The sequence below is a fragment of the Chromobacterium sp. Beijing genome, assembly GCF_021496765.1.
Lineage (GTDB): Bacteria > Pseudomonadota > Gammaproteobacteria > Burkholderiales > Chromobacteriaceae > Chromobacterium.
Genome location: NZ_CP053750.1, coordinates 4,657,640 through 4,677,356, shown reverse-complemented (window position 1 = coordinate 4,677,356; position 19,717 = coordinate 4,657,640). Strand labels below are relative to the sequence as shown.

At 60.1% G+C, this 19,717-nt stretch carries 16 protein-coding genes and 1 pseudogene; 14 read left to right on the top strand and 3 right to left on the bottom strand.

Annotated elements, in window-relative coordinates; all coding sequences use genetic code 11:
• The first annotated feature begins 81 nt into the window (after positions 1-81).
• A complete protein-coding gene (locus HQN78_RS21840) occupies positions 82-2,346 on the top strand; it encodes a diguanylate cyclase (RefSeq protein ID WP_235086226.1) in 2,265 nt (754 codons plus the stop codon).
• Positions 2,347-2,373: 27 nt separating this feature from the next.
• On the top strand, positions 2,374-3,195 hold the full coding sequence (locus tag HQN78_RS21835) for a DUF3025 domain-containing protein (protein ID WP_370646570.1): 822 nt from the start codon (positions 2,374-2,376) through the stop codon (positions 3,193-3,195).
• Here HQN78_RS21835 and HQN78_RS21830 read toward each other — a convergent pair.
• Complete coding sequence (locus HQN78_RS21830) at positions 3,147-4,349, bottom strand: YihY family inner membrane protein (protein ID WP_235086221.1); 1,203 nt, start codon at positions 4,347-4,349, stop codon at positions 3,147-3,149. The genes HQN78_RS21835 and HQN78_RS21830 overlap by 49 nt on opposite strands.
• Positions 4,350-4,479: 130 nt before the next feature.
• Here HQN78_RS21830 and wrbA point away from each other — a divergent pair, with 130 nt between their 5' ends.
• Positions 4,480-5,079 carry an NAD(P)H:quinone oxidoreductase gene (gene wrbA, locus HQN78_RS21825; RefSeq protein ID WP_235086219.1) on the top strand — a complete coding sequence of 200 codons (600 nt, stop codon included), beginning with the start codon at positions 4,480-4,482 and terminating at the stop codon, positions 5,077-5,079.
• On the opposite strand, the gene HQN78_RS21820 is transcribed toward wrbA, so the two are convergent.
• Positions 5,076-5,855, bottom strand: coding sequence for a helix-turn-helix domain-containing protein (locus HQN78_RS21820; protein WP_107800739.1), 780 nt, complete (start codon positions 5,853-5,855; stop codon positions 5,076-5,078). The genes wrbA and HQN78_RS21820 overlap by 4 nt on opposite strands.
• 100 nt (positions 5,856-5,955) lie before the next feature.
• Here HQN78_RS21820 and HQN78_RS21815 point away from each other — a divergent pair, with 100 nt between their 5' ends.
• The 7 genes and pseudogenes from HQN78_RS21815 to HQN78_RS25920 all read left to right on the top strand — a co-directional run bounded on the left by HQN78_RS21815 (position 5,956) and on the right by HQN78_RS25920 (position 13,602).
• The gene (locus HQN78_RS21815; protein ID WP_304502828.1) at positions 5,956-7,152 is read left to right on the top strand and encodes an MFS transporter; all 1,197 of its coding nucleotides are present in this window, start codon (positions 5,956-5,958) and stop codon (positions 7,150-7,152) included.
• Positions 7,153-7,266: 114 nt separating this feature from the next.
• Positions 7,267-9,123 (top strand): asparagine synthase (glutamine-hydrolyzing), encoded by a 1,857-nt coding sequence (asnB, locus tag HQN78_RS21810; RefSeq protein ID WP_235086213.1) that lies wholly within the window; start codon positions 7,267-7,269, stop codon positions 9,121-9,123.
• A gap of 336 nt (positions 9,124-9,459) precedes the next feature.
• Positions 9,460-10,002, top strand: coding sequence for an iron transporter (locus tag HQN78_RS21805; RefSeq protein ID WP_235086211.1), 543 nt, complete (start codon positions 9,460-9,462; stop codon positions 10,000-10,002).
• A gap of 176 nt (positions 10,003-10,178) precedes the next feature.
• Positions 10,179-10,430 (top strand): cupredoxin domain-containing protein, encoded by a 252-nt coding sequence (locus tag HQN78_RS21800; protein WP_235086209.1) that lies wholly within the window; start codon positions 10,179-10,181, stop codon positions 10,428-10,430.
• A gap of 77 nt (positions 10,431-10,507) precedes the next feature.
• Entirely contained in the window at positions 10,508-11,332 is an 825-nt protein-coding gene (locus tag HQN78_RS21795; RefSeq protein ID WP_227105290.1) for an FTR1 family protein, read from the top strand.
• A 134-nt stretch (positions 11,333-11,466) separates the two neighbouring features.
• The gene (locus tag HQN78_RS21790; protein WP_235086206.1) at positions 11,467-12,768 is read left to right on the top strand and encodes a 4Fe-4S binding protein; all 1,302 of its coding nucleotides are present in this window, start codon (positions 11,467-11,469) and stop codon (positions 12,766-12,768) included.
• Between the two features lie 73 nt (positions 12,769-12,841).
• A pseudogene (locus HQN78_RS25920) lies at positions 12,842-13,602 on the top strand (substrate-binding periplasmic protein).
• Here the strand turns inward: HQN78_RS25920 and HQN78_RS21780 are convergent.
• Positions 13,586-13,924 (bottom strand): YbaK/EbsC family protein, encoded by a 339-nt coding sequence (locus tag HQN78_RS21780; protein ID WP_235086204.1) that lies wholly within the window; start codon positions 13,922-13,924, stop codon positions 13,586-13,588. The pseudogene HQN78_RS25920 and the gene HQN78_RS21780 overlap by 17 nt on opposite strands.
• A gap of 366 nt (positions 13,925-14,290) precedes the next feature.
• Between HQN78_RS21780 and HQN78_RS21775 the strand changes: the two genes are divergently transcribed.
• From HQN78_RS21775 to HQN78_RS21760, 4 genes are all read left to right on the top strand, one after another.
• The gene (locus tag HQN78_RS21775) at positions 14,291-15,463 is read left to right on the top strand and encodes a site-specific integrase (RefSeq protein WP_235086201.1); all 1,173 of its coding nucleotides are present in this window, start codon (positions 14,291-14,293) and stop codon (positions 15,461-15,463) included.
• Positions 15,456-17,171: a hypothetical protein gene (locus HQN78_RS21770; protein ID WP_235086198.1), complete on the top strand. Its 1,716-nt coding sequence runs from the start codon at positions 15,456-15,458 to the stop codon at positions 17,169-17,171. Before HQN78_RS21775 ends, HQN78_RS21770 begins: the two co-directional genes overlap by 8 nt.
• Positions 17,162-19,228, top strand: a complete 2,067-nt coding sequence (locus HQN78_RS21765) for a hypothetical protein (RefSeq protein WP_235086196.1) — start codon at positions 17,162-17,164, stop codon at positions 19,226-19,228. Before HQN78_RS21770 ends, HQN78_RS21765 begins: the two co-directional genes overlap by 10 nt.
• A 64-nt stretch (positions 19,229-19,292) precedes the next feature.
• Positions 19,293-19,652 (top strand): hypothetical protein, encoded by a 360-nt coding sequence (locus tag HQN78_RS21760; protein ID WP_235086194.1) that lies wholly within the window; start codon positions 19,293-19,295, stop codon positions 19,650-19,652.
• The last annotated feature ends 65 nt before the right edge of the window (positions 19,653-19,717 follow it).

Sequence of the window (19,717 nt, the reverse complement as noted above, 5' to 3'; positions counted from 1 at the left end):
TCAATATTACGAAAAGCGCCCTGTTTTGCGCCTGGTGCCATCATGGCAGCTTTGCGCGCCATCGCGCCTCCGGAGATCTGTTTGAACCCAGCCTTACGCCGCCGGGCCAGCCCGCGTCGCCGCCTGTTCGCCACCGCGGGCTCGCTATGCCTGTTCGGGGCCGACTACGCGCACGCCGCGGCCTCGGACTGGCTCGCCGGCTGGCCTTTGCTCATTCCCATGCTGGCGTTGCTCGGCCTGCCTCTCTGGCGGCGCCGGCGACAGCTGAGCGCGCTCCGCCGCCAGGTCAGGGACAGCCGGCAAGCGCTGGCGCTGTGCGACGCCGCCGGCCGCCTGCTCGCCGTCTCCGGCCATGCGCCCGCGCCCGCGCGCCAAGACGGCGGCCTGAGCGGCTACGGCTTCAGCCCGCACGATCTCGCTTTGCTGCTGGACCCGGCTCATCCCGGCCATCGCGACGGCCTGCTGGCGGCCCACGCCGATTTGCTCGCTTTTCCGCTGCCCTGCCCGCTCCCCGGCCATCTCTTGCTGCGCCTGCAGCCGCCGCCCGCCATTCACGGCCCCGGTGGCGATTGGGGCGGCTGGCGGCTGGCGCTGCAGGACGCGCGGCTGGGCTTGCTGGAATTCGACCTGGCCGGCCAAGCGGTGCGCGGCGCGCCGCAAACCCTGCACGCCCTGCTGGGCCTGCCGGCCGACGCCGAACGCCTGGCGTTCTCGCGCTGGCTGGAACTGTTGCACCCGGAGGACCGTTCGCTGTTCACCGCCCTGCTCAGCCATCCGGAGCAAAGGCAGGAAAGCGCCAGCGGCATGGAGTTCCGCGTACGTCATGCCCACGGCCACTGGGAATGGCTGGAGCAGCGCACCCAGTTCCACAAGGACGAGACGGGCCGCATCAGCCATATCCACGCGCTGTGCCAGATCGTCACCGCGCGCAAGCTGGCCGAGTCCGCGATGCTGCGGCGCGAACAGGAATTCCGCACCTTAGTGGAGAACTCGGAAGACGTCATCGCCCGCTACGACCTGGAGCTGCGCTGCCAATTCATCAACCGCAGCGTCAGCCGCTATTCGACGCTGACGCGCGAGGAACACCTCGGCCGCAGCGTCCACGACAAAGCCTGGCCAGAAGCCGCGCGCGCGCGCTTCGCCGAGGAGTGCGAACAACTGATCGCCGGCGGCGAGGCGCGCCGCTTCGAGCTGGAGCTGAGCCTTGGCCCTCGGCGCTGCATTTTCGAAGTGAGGCTGTTTCCCGAATTCGGACTGGGCGGCGAACTCCGCAGCATTTTGGCGGTGGAGCGGGAAATCACTCACAGCCGCCAGAGCGAACGTTTGCTGGCGGAGGAAAACGCGGTGATGGAGATGATCGCCGGCAATGCGCCGCTGCAAGACACCTTGAATCAGATCTGTCGGATGATGGAGTCGCAGCTGAATCGCGGCGTCTGCTCCATCATGCTGCTGGACCCCGCGGGGGAAACGCTGAGGCTGGCCGCCGGCCAAAGCCTGCCGACCGGTTATCGCAAGCTGCTGGAACAGGTGCCGGTGGGCCCGGAGGCCGGCTCCTGCGGCACCGCCGTCCACCGTAAAAGCCTGGTCATCGTCGAAGACATCGCCAGCAGCCCGCTGTGGGCCGGCTACCGCGAGCGGGTGGCGCCCTTCGGCCTCAGCGCCTGCTGGTCCACCCCCATCTTCTCCAGCGACCGCCGCCTGCTCGGCGCCTTCGCCATCTACCATCCTGAGCCGCGCCAGCCCGAGCCGGAAGAACTGCAGCTGGCGCAGCGCAGCACCCACCTGATCGCCATCGCGCTGCAACGCGACGCCCACGAGAAAAAGCTCTATCAGCTCGCCACCCTGGACGAGCTGACCGGCCTGTGCAACCGCCGCCAGTTCATCGCGCTGTCCAGCCGCGAGATCGAGCGCAACCGGCGTTACCAATTGTCCTTGACCGTGTTGATGATGGACCTGGACCACTTCAAGAACATCAACGACCGTTACGGCCACGCCAAGGGCGACGAGGTGATCGTCCACTTTGCCCAAAGCTGCCGCAATGTGTTGCGCAGCACCGACATCTGCGGCCGCCTGGGCGGCGAGGAGTTCGCCGCGGTGCTGCCTGACACGCGGATGGAAGACGCGCTGCTGGCGGCGGAACGCCTGCGCCGCGTCGTGGCGGAGGCCCGCCTGCCGGGCGGCGAGGCCGGCCCTCTGCAATACACGGTCAGCATCGGCGTCGCCGTGCTGCGCGCCGACGAGACCGACATCGACGAAGTATTGGGCCGCGCGGACAAACAGCTGTACCAGGCCAAACACAACGGCCGCAACTGCATCAGCGGCGAGGAATTACTGCTATTGCGCTAAAATGCCGGCTTGAATCTCTCTCCCAAGATGTCCACCGTGAGCGCCTGGCAAACCGATTACCTCTCCCATCCGCTGTATCTGCCCGTCCGCGACGCCGCCGCGCTGATCGCCCCCGCTTCCTGGCCGGAGCAGGCGGATTACGACCAGTTGCTGCGGCGCTATCGCCGGCAGCGCCCGGACGCGCTGCCGCCCGAGCTGCGCTTCGCCTGCGATCTGGAGCCGGAAGCCTATTACGAGATGCATATCGGCCATACCGGCGAGATTCCCACGCGCACCGGCAATTGGCACGACTGGTTCAACGCGCTGGCCTGGCTGGCCTGGCCGCTGAGCAAGCTGGCGCTGAACCGCCGCCACCTGCGCGCCATCGCCCGCGGCGAAACCAAGCGCGGACCGCTGCGCGACGCCGCCACGCTATTGGACGAATGCGGCATCGTCGTCGCCATCTCCGATCCCGACTTCAGCCGGATGCTGGACGATATGGAGTGGCCGCGCCTGTTTCTGAAACACCGCCAGGACTGGGGCCGGCGCATCGGCGTCCACGCCATCGGCCACGCGCTGTTCGAAGTCGGCCTGCGGCCGCATATCGGCTGGTGCGGCAAGGCCTTGCCACTGCAGGTGCCGGCGGAATTCTTTGCTTGGGAAGAGGCGCGCCGTCTGGCGCACTTGGACGAGGCGCTGGCGCGCCGGCTGGACGACGACGCCTTCATGCCGGCGCCGCGCGCGCTGTGGCCGCTGCCGCTGCTGGGCATTCCCGGCTGGTGGCCGGACAACGAAGACCCGGCCTTTTACGATAATCGCGATTATTTCCGGCCGACGCGGCGGGCGAAGTCCTCCAGCGTCACCGACTGAAGCTCGGCCGTCATCGGCCCCAGCAGCCTTTCCACCCCGGCGCCGACATCGTCGTCGCGGTAGTTGTCGCTGCGATAGACGAATAGTTCGAACAGCTCCACCATGCAGATGGCCGACAACTTCTTGCCCAGCACCCAGCCGTCGCGCTGGCTTTTCTGCACAAAGCCGCGGGAGCTCAACATGTCCAGCACCCAGCCCAGCTCGTCGTAACCCACCTTCACCTGGCTGCGCAACTTCACCGGGCTCAACAATTCGCCGCGGTTCTGCGCCTCGTCCAGCAACAGCAGCACTTCCACCGCGTCGAGAAAACGCCGCCTGGGCTCGAAGCGCCGCCGCCAGGCGTCGCCTTCCCAATAGGACAGCGAGGCGGTGAACACCGCGCCGCTGAGCACCACCATCCACAAGCAATACACCCACAGCAGAAAGATGGGGATGCTGGCGAAAGCGCCGTAGACCAGCTGATAATTGGCCACCTGACCAATGTAAAAGCCGAACAAGGCGCGGGTGGCCTCCAGCAGGATCGCGGTCAGCAAGGCGCCGACGCTGGCGTGCTTGATCGGCACGAAGCGATTGGGCACGATGCGGTACAACAGCGACAGCACCAAAGCGGTCAGCAGGATGGAGCCGCCGGCCTCGACCACATTGGCCAGCACCGGCAGCGCGTGGTCGAACTTGCTGATCTTGAACAGGCTGCGCCAGGCCAGCAAGCTGCCGCCCAACACCAGCGGCCCCAGGGTCAGCACCGTCCAGTACACCATGCTCTGCTGCAACAGCGGCCGCCCGCGGCGCACGCCCCAGATGGCGTTGAAAGTCCGGTCTATGGTGGACATCAGCATTAACGCGGTCACGCCCAGCATCACGATGCCGGCGGCGGTCAGCTTTTCCGCATTGTCGGCGAACTGGCGCATGTAGACGGTGATCACCTTGCCGGCGAACTCCGGCACCAGCGTGGACAGCAGCATGATCTTGAAACGGGTGCTCAGATCGGAGAACACCGGAAACGCGGAAATCACCGTCAAAGCGATGGTGAACAAGGGCACCAGCGCCAGCAGCGTGGTGAAGGTCAGGCTGCCGGACACTTGCGCGACGCGATGGCTGCCCATGCGCCGGGCCAGAAAGCGGGCGAAGCCCAGATACGGTTCGATTCGACTCATTTGCATCCCGGCAAAATAATGGCAAAGCGCGGATCAGGCAAGCCGCGAAGACTTGCTTTATCATGCACCGGCTCGCGCAACGGCGCGCGCCTTATCGTTTTTTTGACCTCAGACGGAAGATCCCAAACCCATGCAAGACCTCCTGGTGCTCTATTACAGCCAGCACGGCGCCACCCGCGAGCTGGCCCGCCTGATCGCCCGCGGCATAGAGAGCGTGCCCGGCTGCCAGGCCCGGCTGCGCACCGTGCCCAAGGTGTCCGCGGTCTGCGAGGCCACCGAGGCCGCCGTCCCCGAGTCCGGCGCGCCCTATGTCGAAGCCGCGGACCTCGCCGAGTGCATCGGTCTGGCGCTGGGCAGCCCCACCCGCTTCGGCAATATGGCGGCGGCGGTGAAATATTTCCTGGACGGCACCAGCCCGGAATGGATGCAGGGCGCGCTGGCCGGCAAGCCCGCCTGCGTGTTCACCAGCAGCGCCTCGCTGCACGGCGGCCAGGAATCCACGCTGCTGACCATGATGGTGCCCTTGCTGCACCACGGCATGGTGATGGTGGGTCTGCCCTATACCGAAACCGCGCTGACCCAGACCCGCAGCGGCGGCACCCCCTACGGCGTCAGCCATGTCGCCGGCGTGCGCAATGAGCAGCCGATCAGCGACGATGAAAAACAACTGGCGCTGGCCCAGGGCCGCCGGCTGGCGGAGATGGCGCTGAAGCTGGCCGCTCCGATTTAAATCTCCGGCGCATCGAAGAAAGCGCTGGGCGACGCGCCCAGCTCGCGCTTGAACATTGTCGCGAAGGCGCTGGGGCTGGCGTAGCCCAGGTCCAGCGCCACCTCCAGCACGCTGGCGCCGCGCGCCAGACGTTCCAAGGCCGCGATCAGCCGCGCCTGCCGCCGCCACTGTCCGAAGCTGAGCCCGGTCTCGCGCTGAAAACGGCGCTGCAAAGTGCGCGGGTCCATCGCCGCCTGCGCCGCCCACTCGGCGACGCCGCGCGCGTCGCCGGGCTGACCGAGCAGTTGCCGGCACAGCTGGTCCAGCGCCGGCGACGCCGGCTGCGGCAGGGACAAAGCCAGGCTGGGCAGACTGCGGATTTCATCCAGAATCAAGCCCATCACCCGCTCCGCGCGGCTATCCGGCGGATAAGGCACGGCAATGCCGGTCGCCGCCTGGATCAGCTCGCGCAACAAGGGCGACACCGCCAGCACGCAGCACGTCTCAGGCAAGCCGTTCAAGGCGTCGCCGCGCACGTACACCGTGCGCATCCGCACCCGGCTCAGCATGTTCACCTGATGCCAGGTGGCGATGGGCAGCCAGATGCCGCGCGTCGGCGGCACGATCCAGCGCCCCTGATCGGTGGTGACCATCATCACGCCCTCCACCGCGTACAACAGCTGGGCGGTGGGATGGGCGTGCCGCGGCGATACGCCGCCGGCCGCGTAATCGCGCGCCTTGCCCACCACCGGCGCCGCGCCGCCGTCGTAGTCATGCAAATGATCAAAATCCGTCATAACGCCTCTTTTGCAAAGATGCCTGCCCTATTTTCGCAGGACGGGCGTTGCTTTGCTCGCTAGTATGACTTCACCCACTAGCTGAATGATTCTCAAGCCCATGACTACCGCCGCCGCCTCCGCGCCAGATCAAGACAGCACCCGTTTCCGCGTGCTGGGCGCCATCAGTTTTTCCCATTTTCTCAACGACATGCTGCAATCGCTGCTGCTGGCGATCTACCCGCTGCTCAAGGGCAATTACCAGCTCAGCTTCGCCGAGATCGGCCTGATGACCTTGACCTATCAGTGCACCGCCTCGCTGCTGCAGCCGCTGGTCGGGCTCTATACCGACAAGAAGCCGATGCCGTATTCGCTGGTGCTGGGCATGGGCGCCACCCTGTGCGGCCTGCTGCTGCTGTCCAGCGCCGGCAGCTTCCCGCTATTGCTGCTGGCCGCGGCGCTGGTGGGCACCGGCTCCTCGGTGTTCCATCCGGAATCGTCGCGGGTGGCGCGCATGGCCTCCGGCGGCCGTCCCGGTCTGGCGCAATCCATCTTTCAGGTGGGCGGCAACGCCGGCAGCGCCAGCGGGCCGCTGCTGGCGGCCTTGATCGTCATTCCCCTGGGCCAGGGCAGCATCGCCTGGTTCGGTCTCGCCGCCTTGCTGGCGATGGCGGTCTTGTTCAAGATCGGCCAGTGGTACAGCCATCAGCAGCGCAAGGCCAAAGCCGCCGCCGCCGTTACGCCGCCGCCGCTGTCGCCGGCGCGCGTGAAGCTGACGCTGTTCGCCTTACTGGTGCTGCTGTTCTCCAAATACTTCTACACCGCCAGCATCACCAGCTACTTCACCTTCTATCTGATTCAGCATTTCGGCCTGGGCGTGCAAGCCGCGCAGCTGCATTTATTCCTGTTCCTGCTCGCGGTCGCGCTGGGCACCATCTTCGGCGGGCCGATAGGCGACGCCATCGGCCGCAAGCGGGTGATCTGGTTCTCCATCCTCGGCATCGCGCCGCTGACCCTGATGCTGCCCTACGTCAATCTGTTCTGGACCAGCGTGCTGTCGCTGGGTATAGGCTTTGTGCTGGCCTCCGCCTTTCCCGCCATCATCATTTACGCACAGGAACTGTTGCCGGGCCGGGTGGGCATGGTGTCCGGCATGTTCTACGGCTTCGCCTTCGGCATCGGCGGCATAGGGGCCGCGGTGCTGGGCCAGCTGGCCGACAGCCACGGCATCGAATTCGTCTATCGCTTGTGCGCCTTCCTGCCGCTGCTGGGCCTGGTGGCCGCCCTATTGCCGGATCTGCGCGGCGACAAGGTTTGACACTGGCGCCGCCCTGCCCGGATACTTCCGCCATTCAATTTTTCCAACGCGCCTGCGGCGCCGTCCGAGCGCTCGGCGGCTTACCGGGCGCGTTGCCCATTCGGACAGAAAATCATGTGTGGAATCGCCGGCTTCTTCTCTCAACGCCCCGCCGCCGCGGCCACCGCCCAGGCCATGTTGACGGAGCTGGGCCGGCGCGGACCCGACGCCGCCAATCAATTATTGCTGAACGCGGACTGGCAGCCGACGACGGACGGCGACATCCACAACGCGCTGCTGCACGCGCGGCTGTCCATCATCGACCCGCGGCCCATCGCCAATCAGCCCATGGCCAGCGACGACGGCCAGGTCTGGATCTGCTACAACGGCGAAGTCTACGACTGGGCCGCCGACAAGGCCGAACTGGAAGCCGGCGGCGCGCGCTTCGCCACCCACTCCGATACCGAGTTCATCCTGCGCGGCTACCAGGCCTGGGGCATTGAGGCCCTGCTGCAACGGCTGCGCGGCATGTTCGCCTTCGCCATCCTGGATCTGAAGCAGCGCAAGGTGCACCTGGCGCGCGACCGCATGGGCGAGAAGCCGCTGGTCTATTCGCTGCTGGACGGCGATTTCGCCTTCGGCTCGCTGGTGCGCTCGGTGCTGCCCTTCTTGCCGCCGCAGCGGCGAGGCTTCTCCGCCGACGCCATCGACGCCTATCTGGCTCACCGCTACATTCCGTCGCCCGCCACCCTGTTCAGCCATATCCAGCGTCTGGAGAACGGCCACCGGCTGGAGTTCGATCTGGATACCCGTTCCTTGCGCAAGCTGCGCTACTGGCAGCCGGCCAAGGACGGTGGCGACTGGCTTCAGGAACTGGACCGCGCGGTGGCGATGCGCACCGTCGCCGACCGCCCGCTGGGCGTGCTCTTGTCCGGCGGCATAGACTCCACCGTGATCGCCAGCCGGCTGGCCACGCAGCAACTGACGCAATTCAGCAGCTTCACCGCCGCCTTCCCCGGCTCCAAGCTGGACGAGGCCGCCGACGCCGCCGACTCCGCGCGCAGAATGGGCCTCGCCAACCTGGCGGTGCAGATGCCAGACAATCTGGCGGCAGATTTCGAACGCATTGTCGCCGACCTCGACCAACCCTTCGCCGATCCGTCCAGCTTCCCCACCTGGTATCTGTCGCGCGAAGTCAGCCGCCACGTCAAAGTGGTGCTGGTGGGCGACGGCGGCGATGAACTGCTGGCCGGCTACAAGCGGATCAACAAGCATTTGCGCACTCGCTGGCGCAGCCTGATCAAGCTGCCGCTGGCGATCAAACCGTCGCTGGACGGCAAAGGCGCCGGCAAGCTGGCCACCGAGCTGGCGATGAGCTGGCAAGACGCCTATTCGCTGCGCTTCTCCGGTTTCACCCCCGGCCAACGCCTGTTCCTGCAAAGCAATCGGCCGCTGTCGCGGCTCTGCCACTGGCGCGCGCCGGACGACATCGGCCCGCCGCCGGCCAATGCGCCGGCCGGTCTGCATCATTTGCTGGCGATAGACTTCGCCAACTATCTGCCGGACTACATTCTGCAAAAGTCCGACCTGTGCACCATGGCCCACGGCCTGGAGGGCCGCGCCCCGCTGGTGGATCACCGCTTCTATCAGACTTTGCTGGCGGTGGACGGCAAACAGCGCTTCACCCAGCCTGCCAAGCTGATCTTCCGCCGCGCAATCCACCCGGCGCTGCCGGCGGACTTCTTCCAGCGCAAGAAGCGCGGCTTCAATCCGCCGCTGTCCGGCTGGCTGAAAACCAGCCTGGCCCCGCGCATGGACGGCCTGGGCGAGCGCCTGGCCCGCTTGAGCGGCGGCCAGCTGGACGCCGCCGCGGTGGACGCCTTCGCCGCCGCCTACCGCGACGGCGCGGAGCATCTGGCCGAGCAGATGCTGCAATTGCTGATCCTGGACGAAAGCCTGGCGCAGCTCAGCCGGCTGGCGGCGCAGGACTGAGAGTCGCCCGGAATCCAAGCCGGCGGAGGAAGCCGAATGCTCATGGAGTTGACGACGCTTTCAAAGCCGCCTCGTCAACGCGCGCCAACACTACGGACGGGCGCTGAGCGACGCCGCGACGCATGCCATACCTATGGCCAGCGCCGCCCGGCGTCGCATCTGCTACATTCGACAACACATTTTCGTTTGAAAACGATAATGATTAGCATTAGTATTTTTAGGCAAGCCAAGCAAACAAAAATAAAGCGCTTACCCGCCAGGCTGGCGCCTTCAAGCGCCAAGCGGCCCGCTCGGGCCAAGCAGTGCCCTACTCAATTGAAACCAAAAGGAAACACTATGCGTCGCTTTGTTCAACTGGCTATCGCCACCGCAGCACTGACCGCGGCCTCCGCCGCCATGGCCAAGGAATACCCGATCGGCAAGCCGGCCCTGAAAAACGGCATGGAGATCGGCGCGGTCTACCTGCAGCCGACCAAGATGGAACCGGAAGGCATGATGCGCAAGGCCGAGGAATCCGACATCCACCTGGAAGCCGACATCCACGCCACCAAGAACAATCCGAACGGCTTCGAAGAAGGCGCATGGATGCCCTATCTGGTGGTCAAGTACGAGTTGAGCAAAATCGGCGGCAAGGAAGTGCTCAAGGGCGATCTGATGCCGATGGTGGCCAACGACGGCCCGCACTACGGCGACAACATCAAGCTGCAAGGCCCGGGCAAATACAAGCTGAAATACACCATCCTGCCGCCGTCGGCCAATCAGCACGCCCACTTCGGCCGTCACATCGACAAGGAAACCGGCGTGGGCCCGTGGTTCAAGCCTTTCGAACTGAACTATGAGTTCACTTATGCCGGCATCGGCAAAAAAGGCGGCTATTAATCCCGTTGTTCTTGTAAAAACAGGATTAATGCGAATGAGAATGTAAACGCCAGTCATTCTCATGCGTTAAAATAAGACAGCGCATGCCCTCGCCTGCGCTGTTTTCAATCCGGAGACCCTTTCCGATGAAGTTCGCGCGCATGCTCCTGGCCGCCCTCGCGGCCTGCCTAGTGTCAATGTCCGTCCTCGCCGACGAGATGCCTGTGTTCAAGCTGGTGATGAAGGACGGCGTGTTCACGCCCGCCCGCCTGGTGGTGCCGGCCGGCAAGAAGTTCAAGGTTGAAGTGATCAACGCCGGCAAAACGCCGGCCGAATTCGAAAGCACGCCGCTGCGCAAGGAAAAGGTGCTGGGCCCCGGCGCGGAATCCTTCCTGGTGTTCCAGCCGCTGTCCCCGGCGAGTACAAGTTTTTTGACGAATTTCACATGAAGACCGGCCAAGGCGTCATCGTCGCCAAGTAAACGCGGCCCGTCCGCCGTTTAAGGCCGTATTCAGGAGTGCACCTCATGGGACAAGTCCTATTCATTGTTTGGCGTGAAAGCGTCGAAGCCTTGCTGGTCGTCGGCATCCTGAATGCCTGGATGAACCAGAACCCGGCCGGCGCCGCCGGCAAACGTTATCTGTGGGCCGGCGTGGCGCTGGGCCTGTTCGCCGCCGTCGGCCTGGCCGTGGCCCTGTTCGCCGCCAGCAGCCTGATGGCCGGCGCGCAAGACGTGTTCCAGACGGTGATGGTGTTCACCGCCGCCGCGCTGATCGTGCATATGGTGCTGTGGATGCGCGAGCATGGCCGCACGCTGAAGAAAGAACTGGAGGCCGGCCTCCGCGAGAACGCCAGCAGCGCCAACTGGTGGGGCGTCACCTTGCTGGCCGCCATCGCCATCGCCCGAGAAGGCAGCGAAACCGTGGTCTTCCTCTACGGCATGCTGGCCGAGGCCGACGGCTCCACGCTGGCCAGCATGAGCTTCGCCGCCTTGATCGGCCTGGGCTTGGCCTTCCTGACCTTCTATCTCTTGCAACTGGGCGGCAAATACCTGTCCTGGCGCTTGTTCTTCCGCATCACCGAAATCATGCTGCTGCTGCTCGGCGCCTCGCTCTTCCTCAGCGGCGTGGAAAAGCTGATCTCGATGGACATTCTGCCGGCGCTGATCGATCCGCTGTGGGACAGTTCCGCGCTGCTTGACGATATGAGCCCCGCCGGCGGCGTCGTCGCCTCGCTCACCGGCTATCGCGCCCACCCCGCCCTGATGAGCCTGATCGCCTACGCGCTGTTCTGGGCGACAATCTGGGCGCTGTTCCAGTGGCGCAACCGCAAACACGCGCTGGCAGTATGAAATCCGCCCGCCCGCCCTTCCCCATTCCGCCGACGCTTGCGCCGGCGCTTCCTGTAGTCAGCCGACGGCCCCGGTTTCATGGCCGCCGTCGGCTTGTGGCTGCGCGATCACGCCGGCCTGCTGCGCGCGCTGCAATGGGGGTGGTGCTGGTCTACGCCGCGCTGCTGATCGTGCCGGCCTGCCTGGACCTGCCCGGAGACACCGCCCGGATCTGGAACAATCTGACCATCTTCGCCCAATTCGTGTTCTGGGGCATCTGGTGGCCCTTCGTGCTCTTGTCCATGGTGCTCTTCGGCCGGCTGTGGTGCGGCGTGTTGTGCCCGGAAGGCGCGCTGTCCGAATGGGCGGCCAAGAAAGGCCTGGGCCGGCCCATCCCGCGCTGGATGCGCTGGGGCGGCTGGCCCTTCGTCGCCTTCGCGCTGACCACCATCTACGGCCAATTGGTCAGCGTTTACCAATACCCCAAGGCCGCGCTGCTGGTGCTGGGCGGCTCCACCGTGGCCGCGGTGATCGTCGGCTTCATCTACACCCGCGGCAAGCGCGCCTGGTGCCGCCACCTGTGCCCGGTCAACGGCGTGTTCGGCCTGCTGTCCAAGCTGGCGCCGATGTATTACCGCGTGGACGAGGCCGCCTGGAAGGCCTCGCAGCAAGGCAAAACCATCCCGATACAGGCGGTGGACTGCGCGCCGCTGCAACCGCTGCGCCATATGCAAGGCGGCAGCGGCTGCCATATGTGCGGCCGCTGCAGCGGCCATCGCGACGCCATCGAACTGAGCCTGCGCTCGCCCACTGAAGAAGTGGTCAAAGTCGCCGCCAAGGAAGCCGACGGCTGGCAAACCGCGCTGATCGTCTACGGCCTTCTGGGCGTGGCGATGGGCGCCTTCCACTGGACCATGAGCCCCTGGTTCGTGGCCATGAAGCAGGCGGCGGCGGAATGGCTGGTGGACCGCGACATCCTGTGGCCGCTGGACACCGAGGCGCCGTGGTGGCTGCTGACCCACTACCCGCAGCATAACGACGTGTTCTCCTGGCTGGACGGCGCGGCGCTGATCAGCTATGTGCTGATCACCGCGCTGGCGCTGGGCAGCGGCCTGCTGCTGTGCCTGGCGGCCGGCGTGCGCATCGCCGGCCCCTGGCGGCTGCAACGCCTGCACCACCTGGCGCAGAGCCTGATCCCGCTGGCCGGCTGCGGCGTGTTCCTGGGTCTGTCCGCGCTGACGGTGACGCTGTTGAAAGCCGAAGGGGTGCCGATGTTCTGGGCCAACGACGCGCGGCTGGCCTTGCTGGCCGGCGCCAATCTGTGGTCGCTGTGGCTGGGACGCGCCATCCTCGCGCGTTGGAGTTCCGGCTGGCGTCAGGCGCTGGCCTTGCTTCCCTTGCTGGCGGCGCTGGCCCTGGTGGACGCCGCCTGGGGCTTCATGTTCTGGTGGTGGTAGCCGTCCCGCTGGCGACGGGGTGGGCGCTGTGCGATAACAAAGCATGCTCCCACCCTGATCCTGGAGTCGCGCCATGTGGCGTCCGCTGCTGCTTGCCCTCTATTGCCTGGCCGCGACCGCGCGCGCCGAAACGCCGGCGATAGACTTCGCCACCGGCGAGTGGCCGCCCTATGTGTCGCGCAGCTTCACCGCCGACGGCGTGTTCGCCGACATGGTGCGGCAAATCTGCCGACGCGCCGGCTATACCGCGCGTTTTCACTATATGAGCTGGCCCCGCGCGGAAGCCGAAGTCAAGGCGGGCCGCGCCGCGGCGGCCTTTCCCTACCGGCCGACGCCGGAACGCGCGCTCAGTTTCGATTTCTCCCCGCCGCTGATCCACAGCAGCAGCTACTTCTTCTACTACAAGCCCCGGCTCGCCAATCCCCCTACGACTTTCACAGCCTGGCCGACTTGCGCGCCTACCGCATCGGCGTGCAGCTGGGCTATTGGTACCAGCCGTTGTTCAAGCAATACCGCCTGAACACGCTGAACACCAACGACGAGGAAAACGCGATCAGGCTGCTGCGCGCCGGCCACCTGGACCTGGCGCCGCTGACGCTGGAACGCGGCCTGTTCCTGATCCGCACCCAGGCCGCCGGTCAGGAGCGCGACTTCGCCTACATTCCCACGCCGCTGGACAAGGCCACCTCGCTGTCGCTGATGTACTCGCGCACTTATCCGAACATCGTCAAACTACGGCGCGCAATCGATCAGACCCTGCAAGCGATGCAGGCCGACGGCAGCCTGCAAGCCATTTACCAGCGCAACTTTCCCGAACTCAAGCCGCGGCGCTGACCAGAACCGGCTGCAGCACCCGCTGCGCGTCCTTGGGCGACATCCCGATCAGAAAACCGCGCTTGCCGCCGTTGATGTAGATGCGCTCCAGTTCGACGATGCTGGCCTCCATATACACCGGCATCGGATGGCGGGCGCCGAAAGGACTGGTGCCGCCCACCTGGTAGCCGCTGTGCTTGTCCGCGGTCTTGGGATCGCAGGGATGGACCTTCTTGACGCCGATCTGCTTGGCCAGCATGCCGGTGCCCACTTCGCGGTCCCCGTGCATCAGCACGATCAAGGGCCGCTTGTTCTCGTCCTCCATGATCAAGGTCTTGATCACGCAGTTACGGGTTAGGTAGACCCTGTTGACTCCTAGAGTGCATGAACTATGGTGTTGACATGGGGGGCTTGGCTTTCCATCTCTGCCTACCAAAGTTTCGTGAGCAGGAACGCACCAGTGTGGGCGGCCCTGTGAAGCACGGGCCCGGTCACAACAGTCTTGTCGCACTGATGGCTAGCGGGGAGGGTATTGAGCCCCATTGACGCCACTTAATCAGCCTTAGTTTGCTTGCAAATTTAAGGGGAGAGGGCGATGGCGCGACTTGTACATATCCGTTATGTCCCGCACCGGGCTGAGGCAATCGAGAATTGCTTACGGTGGTCCCCGGTAAGTAACGGCCATGTTATCGAAGATTTGCCTCAGCTGATGTGGCAAAACTTTTCTCCATGGCGTGAAGCAAACCTGTGGGCGTTGGAGCGTGCAAGTACAAGGGGAGTGAGTATTAAGACTGTGCAGTCTCATTTTACCGCCTTGCACGCCTATGCCAACTGGCTTGAGGAGGCCAACGTTAACTGGTGGGATTTCCCATTGAGGAAGGCAGATCGCTGCCTAGTCAGGTATAGAGGCGCGCTCATTGAAGCAAGAGATCGAGGAGTGATTGCTCCGTCTACCACTTCGCAGCGTATGGCAAGTGTGGTGCTGTTTTACAAATGGCTATACGAAAAGGGTTTTCTCTCTACTGAAAGTCATCTATGGGCGGAGAAGTCAGTTGTTATTCATTTTGCGGATAAGGTCGGTTTTGAACGGACAATATTAGTCAAAAGTACAGATTTAGCAATACCAAACAGGTCCGCGCCCGGTGAAAGATTGGAAGATGGCCTCCTGCCCGTAGCAGTTAAGGATCGAGATGTAATTCTTACATTCGCTAAGAAAAATGCAAGTGAGGAACTGTTTCTTATGCTCTCTCTGGGGTTTTTCACAGGCATGCGCATAGGTACTCTTACCGACCTCAAAGTTCAGACTTTAGAACGTGCAGTGCCAGATCCTGCAACTTCAAACCTATTTCGGCTTGCCGTAGGGCCGGGGGCTGACCCACCAGTTCGTACAAAATTTGGTGTGACAGGACAGGTTTGGATTACTAAGGTACAACTGGATGAATTGTTGACCTATGTCTATAGTGTTCGGCGTTTACTACGTGAAGCAAAGTCAAATCCGGAAAATCGAGATCTGGTGTTCCTTACTAGATTTGGAAACCCCTATATCAAGCACGGGTTAGACAAGAGCACCGCAATCAACGTAGAAATGCATAGTTTGCGACAGTCTGGGCTTAAAAATGGAGTGACTGTTCTTCGTAATTTTCATTTTCACCAGACTCGTTGTACCTTTGCAACTGAACTTGCTCGGCTTGCGATTCATGTAGGTGGATCAATTAATGCCCTTGCTATCGTGAAAGAGGCTCTTTTACACAAGCATGAGGCAACTTCACTCAAGTATATTCGATTTGTAGAAAAAACTCCTCTCAAAATTGAAATGGGCAATGCATTTACTCGGGAATTCTTGGGGGTCCTGCGAACTTGTCGGGATGCAACCGATGAGTGATTATAATATCCCAGATTTGACGTTCCCAGTGGTTAAGTATGGGGAATTAGAAACACCATGGGATCTGCGCCCGCTTCTGTATTGCGGTGGTGCAGGTTCAAAGGTGAACTTGGTTGCGCAGCAAATTGCGAAAGATTTACTAGGGGTTGCTATTAATGATCGAATTCCATTGGTACAAAAACTGCATGAATATATCAATGGAAAATTAGTTTCGGGTGGAAGCCGAGGGAGCGCTAGCACCTCTATTCGGCGATTAAGGGAGTTTTTTTCCTGGGCCGATATGACTGGAAAGCTGATGTCACTGGAGTCGGTGGAGGGTACGTACATTGACTGGACAGATCACCTCCTCCACCGGCAGCGTGTAGACGGGGATATCTCGGAAATTCATGCGTATCAGAGTGCTGTTGCAGTAGCTAAGATTCTTGATTCAGTACTCGAGTTGAAAACTGGGCTGCTAGTTAAAACACGTATTCGATGCCCGAGTCACATAAAATCTATAATTTCGCCCAAGGCAGATAAGCAAAATATTGAGGCGACGTTTTCTTTTGGCCATGCTCTGCTAGATATTACCGAAGCCCTTAGCACTGAGGTAATTCGCGGAGCACTGCCTGTTACAATAAAATTTCGAACCGGACATGTAATTGAGGAATGGCTAAAGCTGAAGCCTACTGATAAAGTTCAAACTCTTGGCAATGCAGTAAAACCAAGCGTGAGGCGGGTGGCAATTAAGAAGCGTACTCGCTGGGAGTCCGACACATCAGTCCGTACTCGACATCCGTTGATTAATCTCAGAATTGAATCTGAAATGCTAATATTTATCGCTCAAACAGGGATAAATTTTGAGCAAGCACATGCACTCAAGATGAGCAAATTCAGGTATCAAAGCTACTTGGATGGCTATCAGATTTTTCGAGTATACAAAGGCCGACGAAGTGGGGAGGTTGCGTTTGAAATATTCAGTCAATATCGAGAACATTTCGAACGATACCTTAAGTGGCGAGCAACTATGTTTTCAGATGGTGATGCAGATCTACTATTTCCATTGGTGAGAGCGGGGAGAGCCGATAGATTGCCGTCATTTGGGATGGTTAATAAATTTTGCAAAAAATTAGATATCCGTTTCATTCCGCCTCGGGAGCTACGGAAGACAAGGATAAACTGGCTGTTGCGTCGCTCTCAAGATATTGAGATGACGGCAGAAATGCATGCCCACTCACAGCAGACGTTAATTCGTATATACGAACAACCGAGCTTACAAGTGGCAATGGTAGAAATTAGTCGCTTCCATGCCCGCACAGATCCTGCAATCGCATCACCAGGGCCAGGAGTGTGTGTGCAGGCTGTACCTCATATTTTGCTTGATGCTCCGCCAGAAGCGACAAATCCTGATTGTATCAGCCCCGCCGGATGTCTCTTTTGCGTACATCAACGCGACATCGATAGTGAAGATTATATATGGTCATTGGCGAGCTATCGTTATCTTAAGGTTTTAGAAGTTACACATTACCGGGTGCCCCTCAATAATCACACACCACATCCAGCTGAGGCAGTTATAAATCGCATTACTGCTAAGTTAAAGTACTTTGAACAAAGCAGTGAAGTACGAGCACTTTGGGTGCGGGAGGCGGTTACGCGCGTTGAAGAGGATAATCACCATCCGCGTTGGGAGGGTTTTATCCGGCTAATGGAGATGCGGAGATGTCTTTGAGTTTGGCATACCTTGGACTTGCTATTGAATCGCCATTGACAATGCCGAGTGCACTGAACTTCCGACCACCTACCTGGCCACCTCCATGCGATTTTCCAATCGTTATTGATGCAAATGGGCAAGTAGTCAGCCGATATGGCGATGATGTGTGGAATTTTAGACCTTGGGCCAAGAAGCCTGTAATTATAAATTTTAATCAAGGGTGGCCGCGGAAAGGAACACCTAATATTAATCATGAAAATACGGATTTATTGAGGCAGGTTGTTGCATGGTGGCTGTATGGTCCATCCGCGGTACGTAGCCCCATTACTTTAAGACAAAGATTTTACGATATTCGACCTTTATTCAGTTTGTGCTCAAGTCAAAGTATTCTTGCATCAGAGCTGAAACGATTTCCGGCAGTCGTTGATATGTTTCTCAGTCGGTTTCCATCTGCGGCTGCGATAAATATCCTGTCGCTGCTGCATGCTTTGTATGAGCAGCGTGACCAGATAGGATTTACTTTGTTGGACAAAAAGGGGCTGATCAGACTTGAGGCGATGATTCCAGATCGTGAAGCTCGGCAGACTCCATATATTCCGCCGCGTATCTGGGTATACCAGGTTAACAGACTACGCGCTTTTCTTGATGATTTCCATTTACATCGCAAGAGGATCGAGTCTTGTTATCATTTTTGCCTAGAAGCATATGCCAAAAATGCGGGCTCGCTGGGAGAAGCTTGTCGAGTAGGTCGGAATAGGACGTCAGGCCCTTTTTGGTCTCACAACGAATATACTGGGGCACGCACAGGTTATATATACTATGGCCCTTTTGTTCAGACTGCACATCGATTCGGTATAGCTGAGCTACTGGAGCGCTGGACTAGAAGCAAAAAAGAATCAGGCGTATCAACAGAAATATCAGTTCGTTCTCTATCAATGTACTTCTCAATGGTCGGGTACGTGGGCATGGCGTACTTGTTAAATTTCTCCCTGATGAGAATAGCTGAAGGCTGGTCCCTCCGGGCAGACTGTTTAGAGATAGAAAACGATGAGCGTTTTGGTGTCTTCTACCTTTTGCGGGGACGTACTACTAAGACAGTAAAAGATGATGATGCAAGATGGCCAACCTCACCATCAGTACAAATAGCTATTGACGCAATGAGCTGTATCGCCAGGCTTCGTATGATCTGTGCCGAAGCTAATCCTGATGTGCCATCCACCTTTGAAGAAATTTATAATCCATACCTTGTTGTACGCCCATATGAGCCATGGGGGCCTTGCGGTGCTGATGAATTAAAAGAGTCTCTGTCAGTTAGAGCGCAACCGCTCACTTATTTGCAGATGTTTAATAAGTCATTTCCTTGTATTTTTGATGAAAAAGAATTGCGGATCACACCGGATGACTTGAAAACCGCTAGATTAGTCAACCCTAGCTTGAATAGTGAAAAATTTGAAGCTGGAAATATATGGCCCCTAGCATGGCATCAATTACGCCGCACAGGGGCCGTTAATATGCAAGCTTCAGGGTTGGTTTCGGATTCCTCACTTCAATATTTGTTGAAGCATGCTTCTCGCTCCATGGCGCTCTATTATGGACAGGGTTACTCGAGGGTGCGTCTTGATAACAATGCACTAACCGTTTATATCCGCACTATGTATGAGCTGCTGGGGAAGGATATTGAGCATCTCTTGAGCGATCGATTTGTAAGCCCTCATGGCGAGATGCGCAAGGCTGAAATTCTGAAAATTGTTGATCAGAAAGAAAACCGTAAGCTCTTGGAGTTAGCCAAGTTGGGGAAGATCTCCTGGCGTGAGACGTTGCTTGGCGGCTGCACTAAACGTGGTCCCTGCCCCTACGGTGGTGTGGATAATGTTGCCCGTTGCGGTGGAGGAGATGGACGCCCCCCTTGTTCTGATGTGCTATATGATCGAGATAGAGAGTCTGAACTCTATCAATTCAGCAGTGTTCTCGTATCGCGTCTCACAGATGCTCCGGTGGACTCTCCCTACCGGCAAGCCCTGGAGGCACAGCTGCGAGCCGTGGAGAATGCCCTAGATGCCATCAAATCCAGTTAAGTGGTCACCTGGGGAGGGGGCTGAGTGCTCATTCAGGGAAGCTTTCGAACGGTTAAAGATAGGTGTGCCTAACCTATTGCCGAAGGGAGCGCGCGTCTCTCAGAACAATGTTGCTAAAGAAGCGGGATGTAGCCCCTCTGCTCTTAGAAAGTCTCGTTATCCCAGTTTGATCGCTGAGATTCAGCGGTGGATAAAAGATAATGTATCAAATATTCCCGCATCTTCCCGTCAGGCCAAGCTGTTGCAACGTGACCGAAACCGCTCGTTGAGGGAAAAGATCGAAGCATTAAAGGCTGAGCGTGATCATGCCCTCTCGTTGTTGATTGAAGCAGATCAAAAAATATTGGAACTACTGTTGGAAAATGCGGCCCTCCAAGAGAAGTTGCCAGAATTGAATGTTACACCAATACGTGTCAAAAAATAGGAATATAATTTCTAGTCGTACTGTGTGCGCAAATGAAATTAGAACAATGATGCCAAAATATTTGT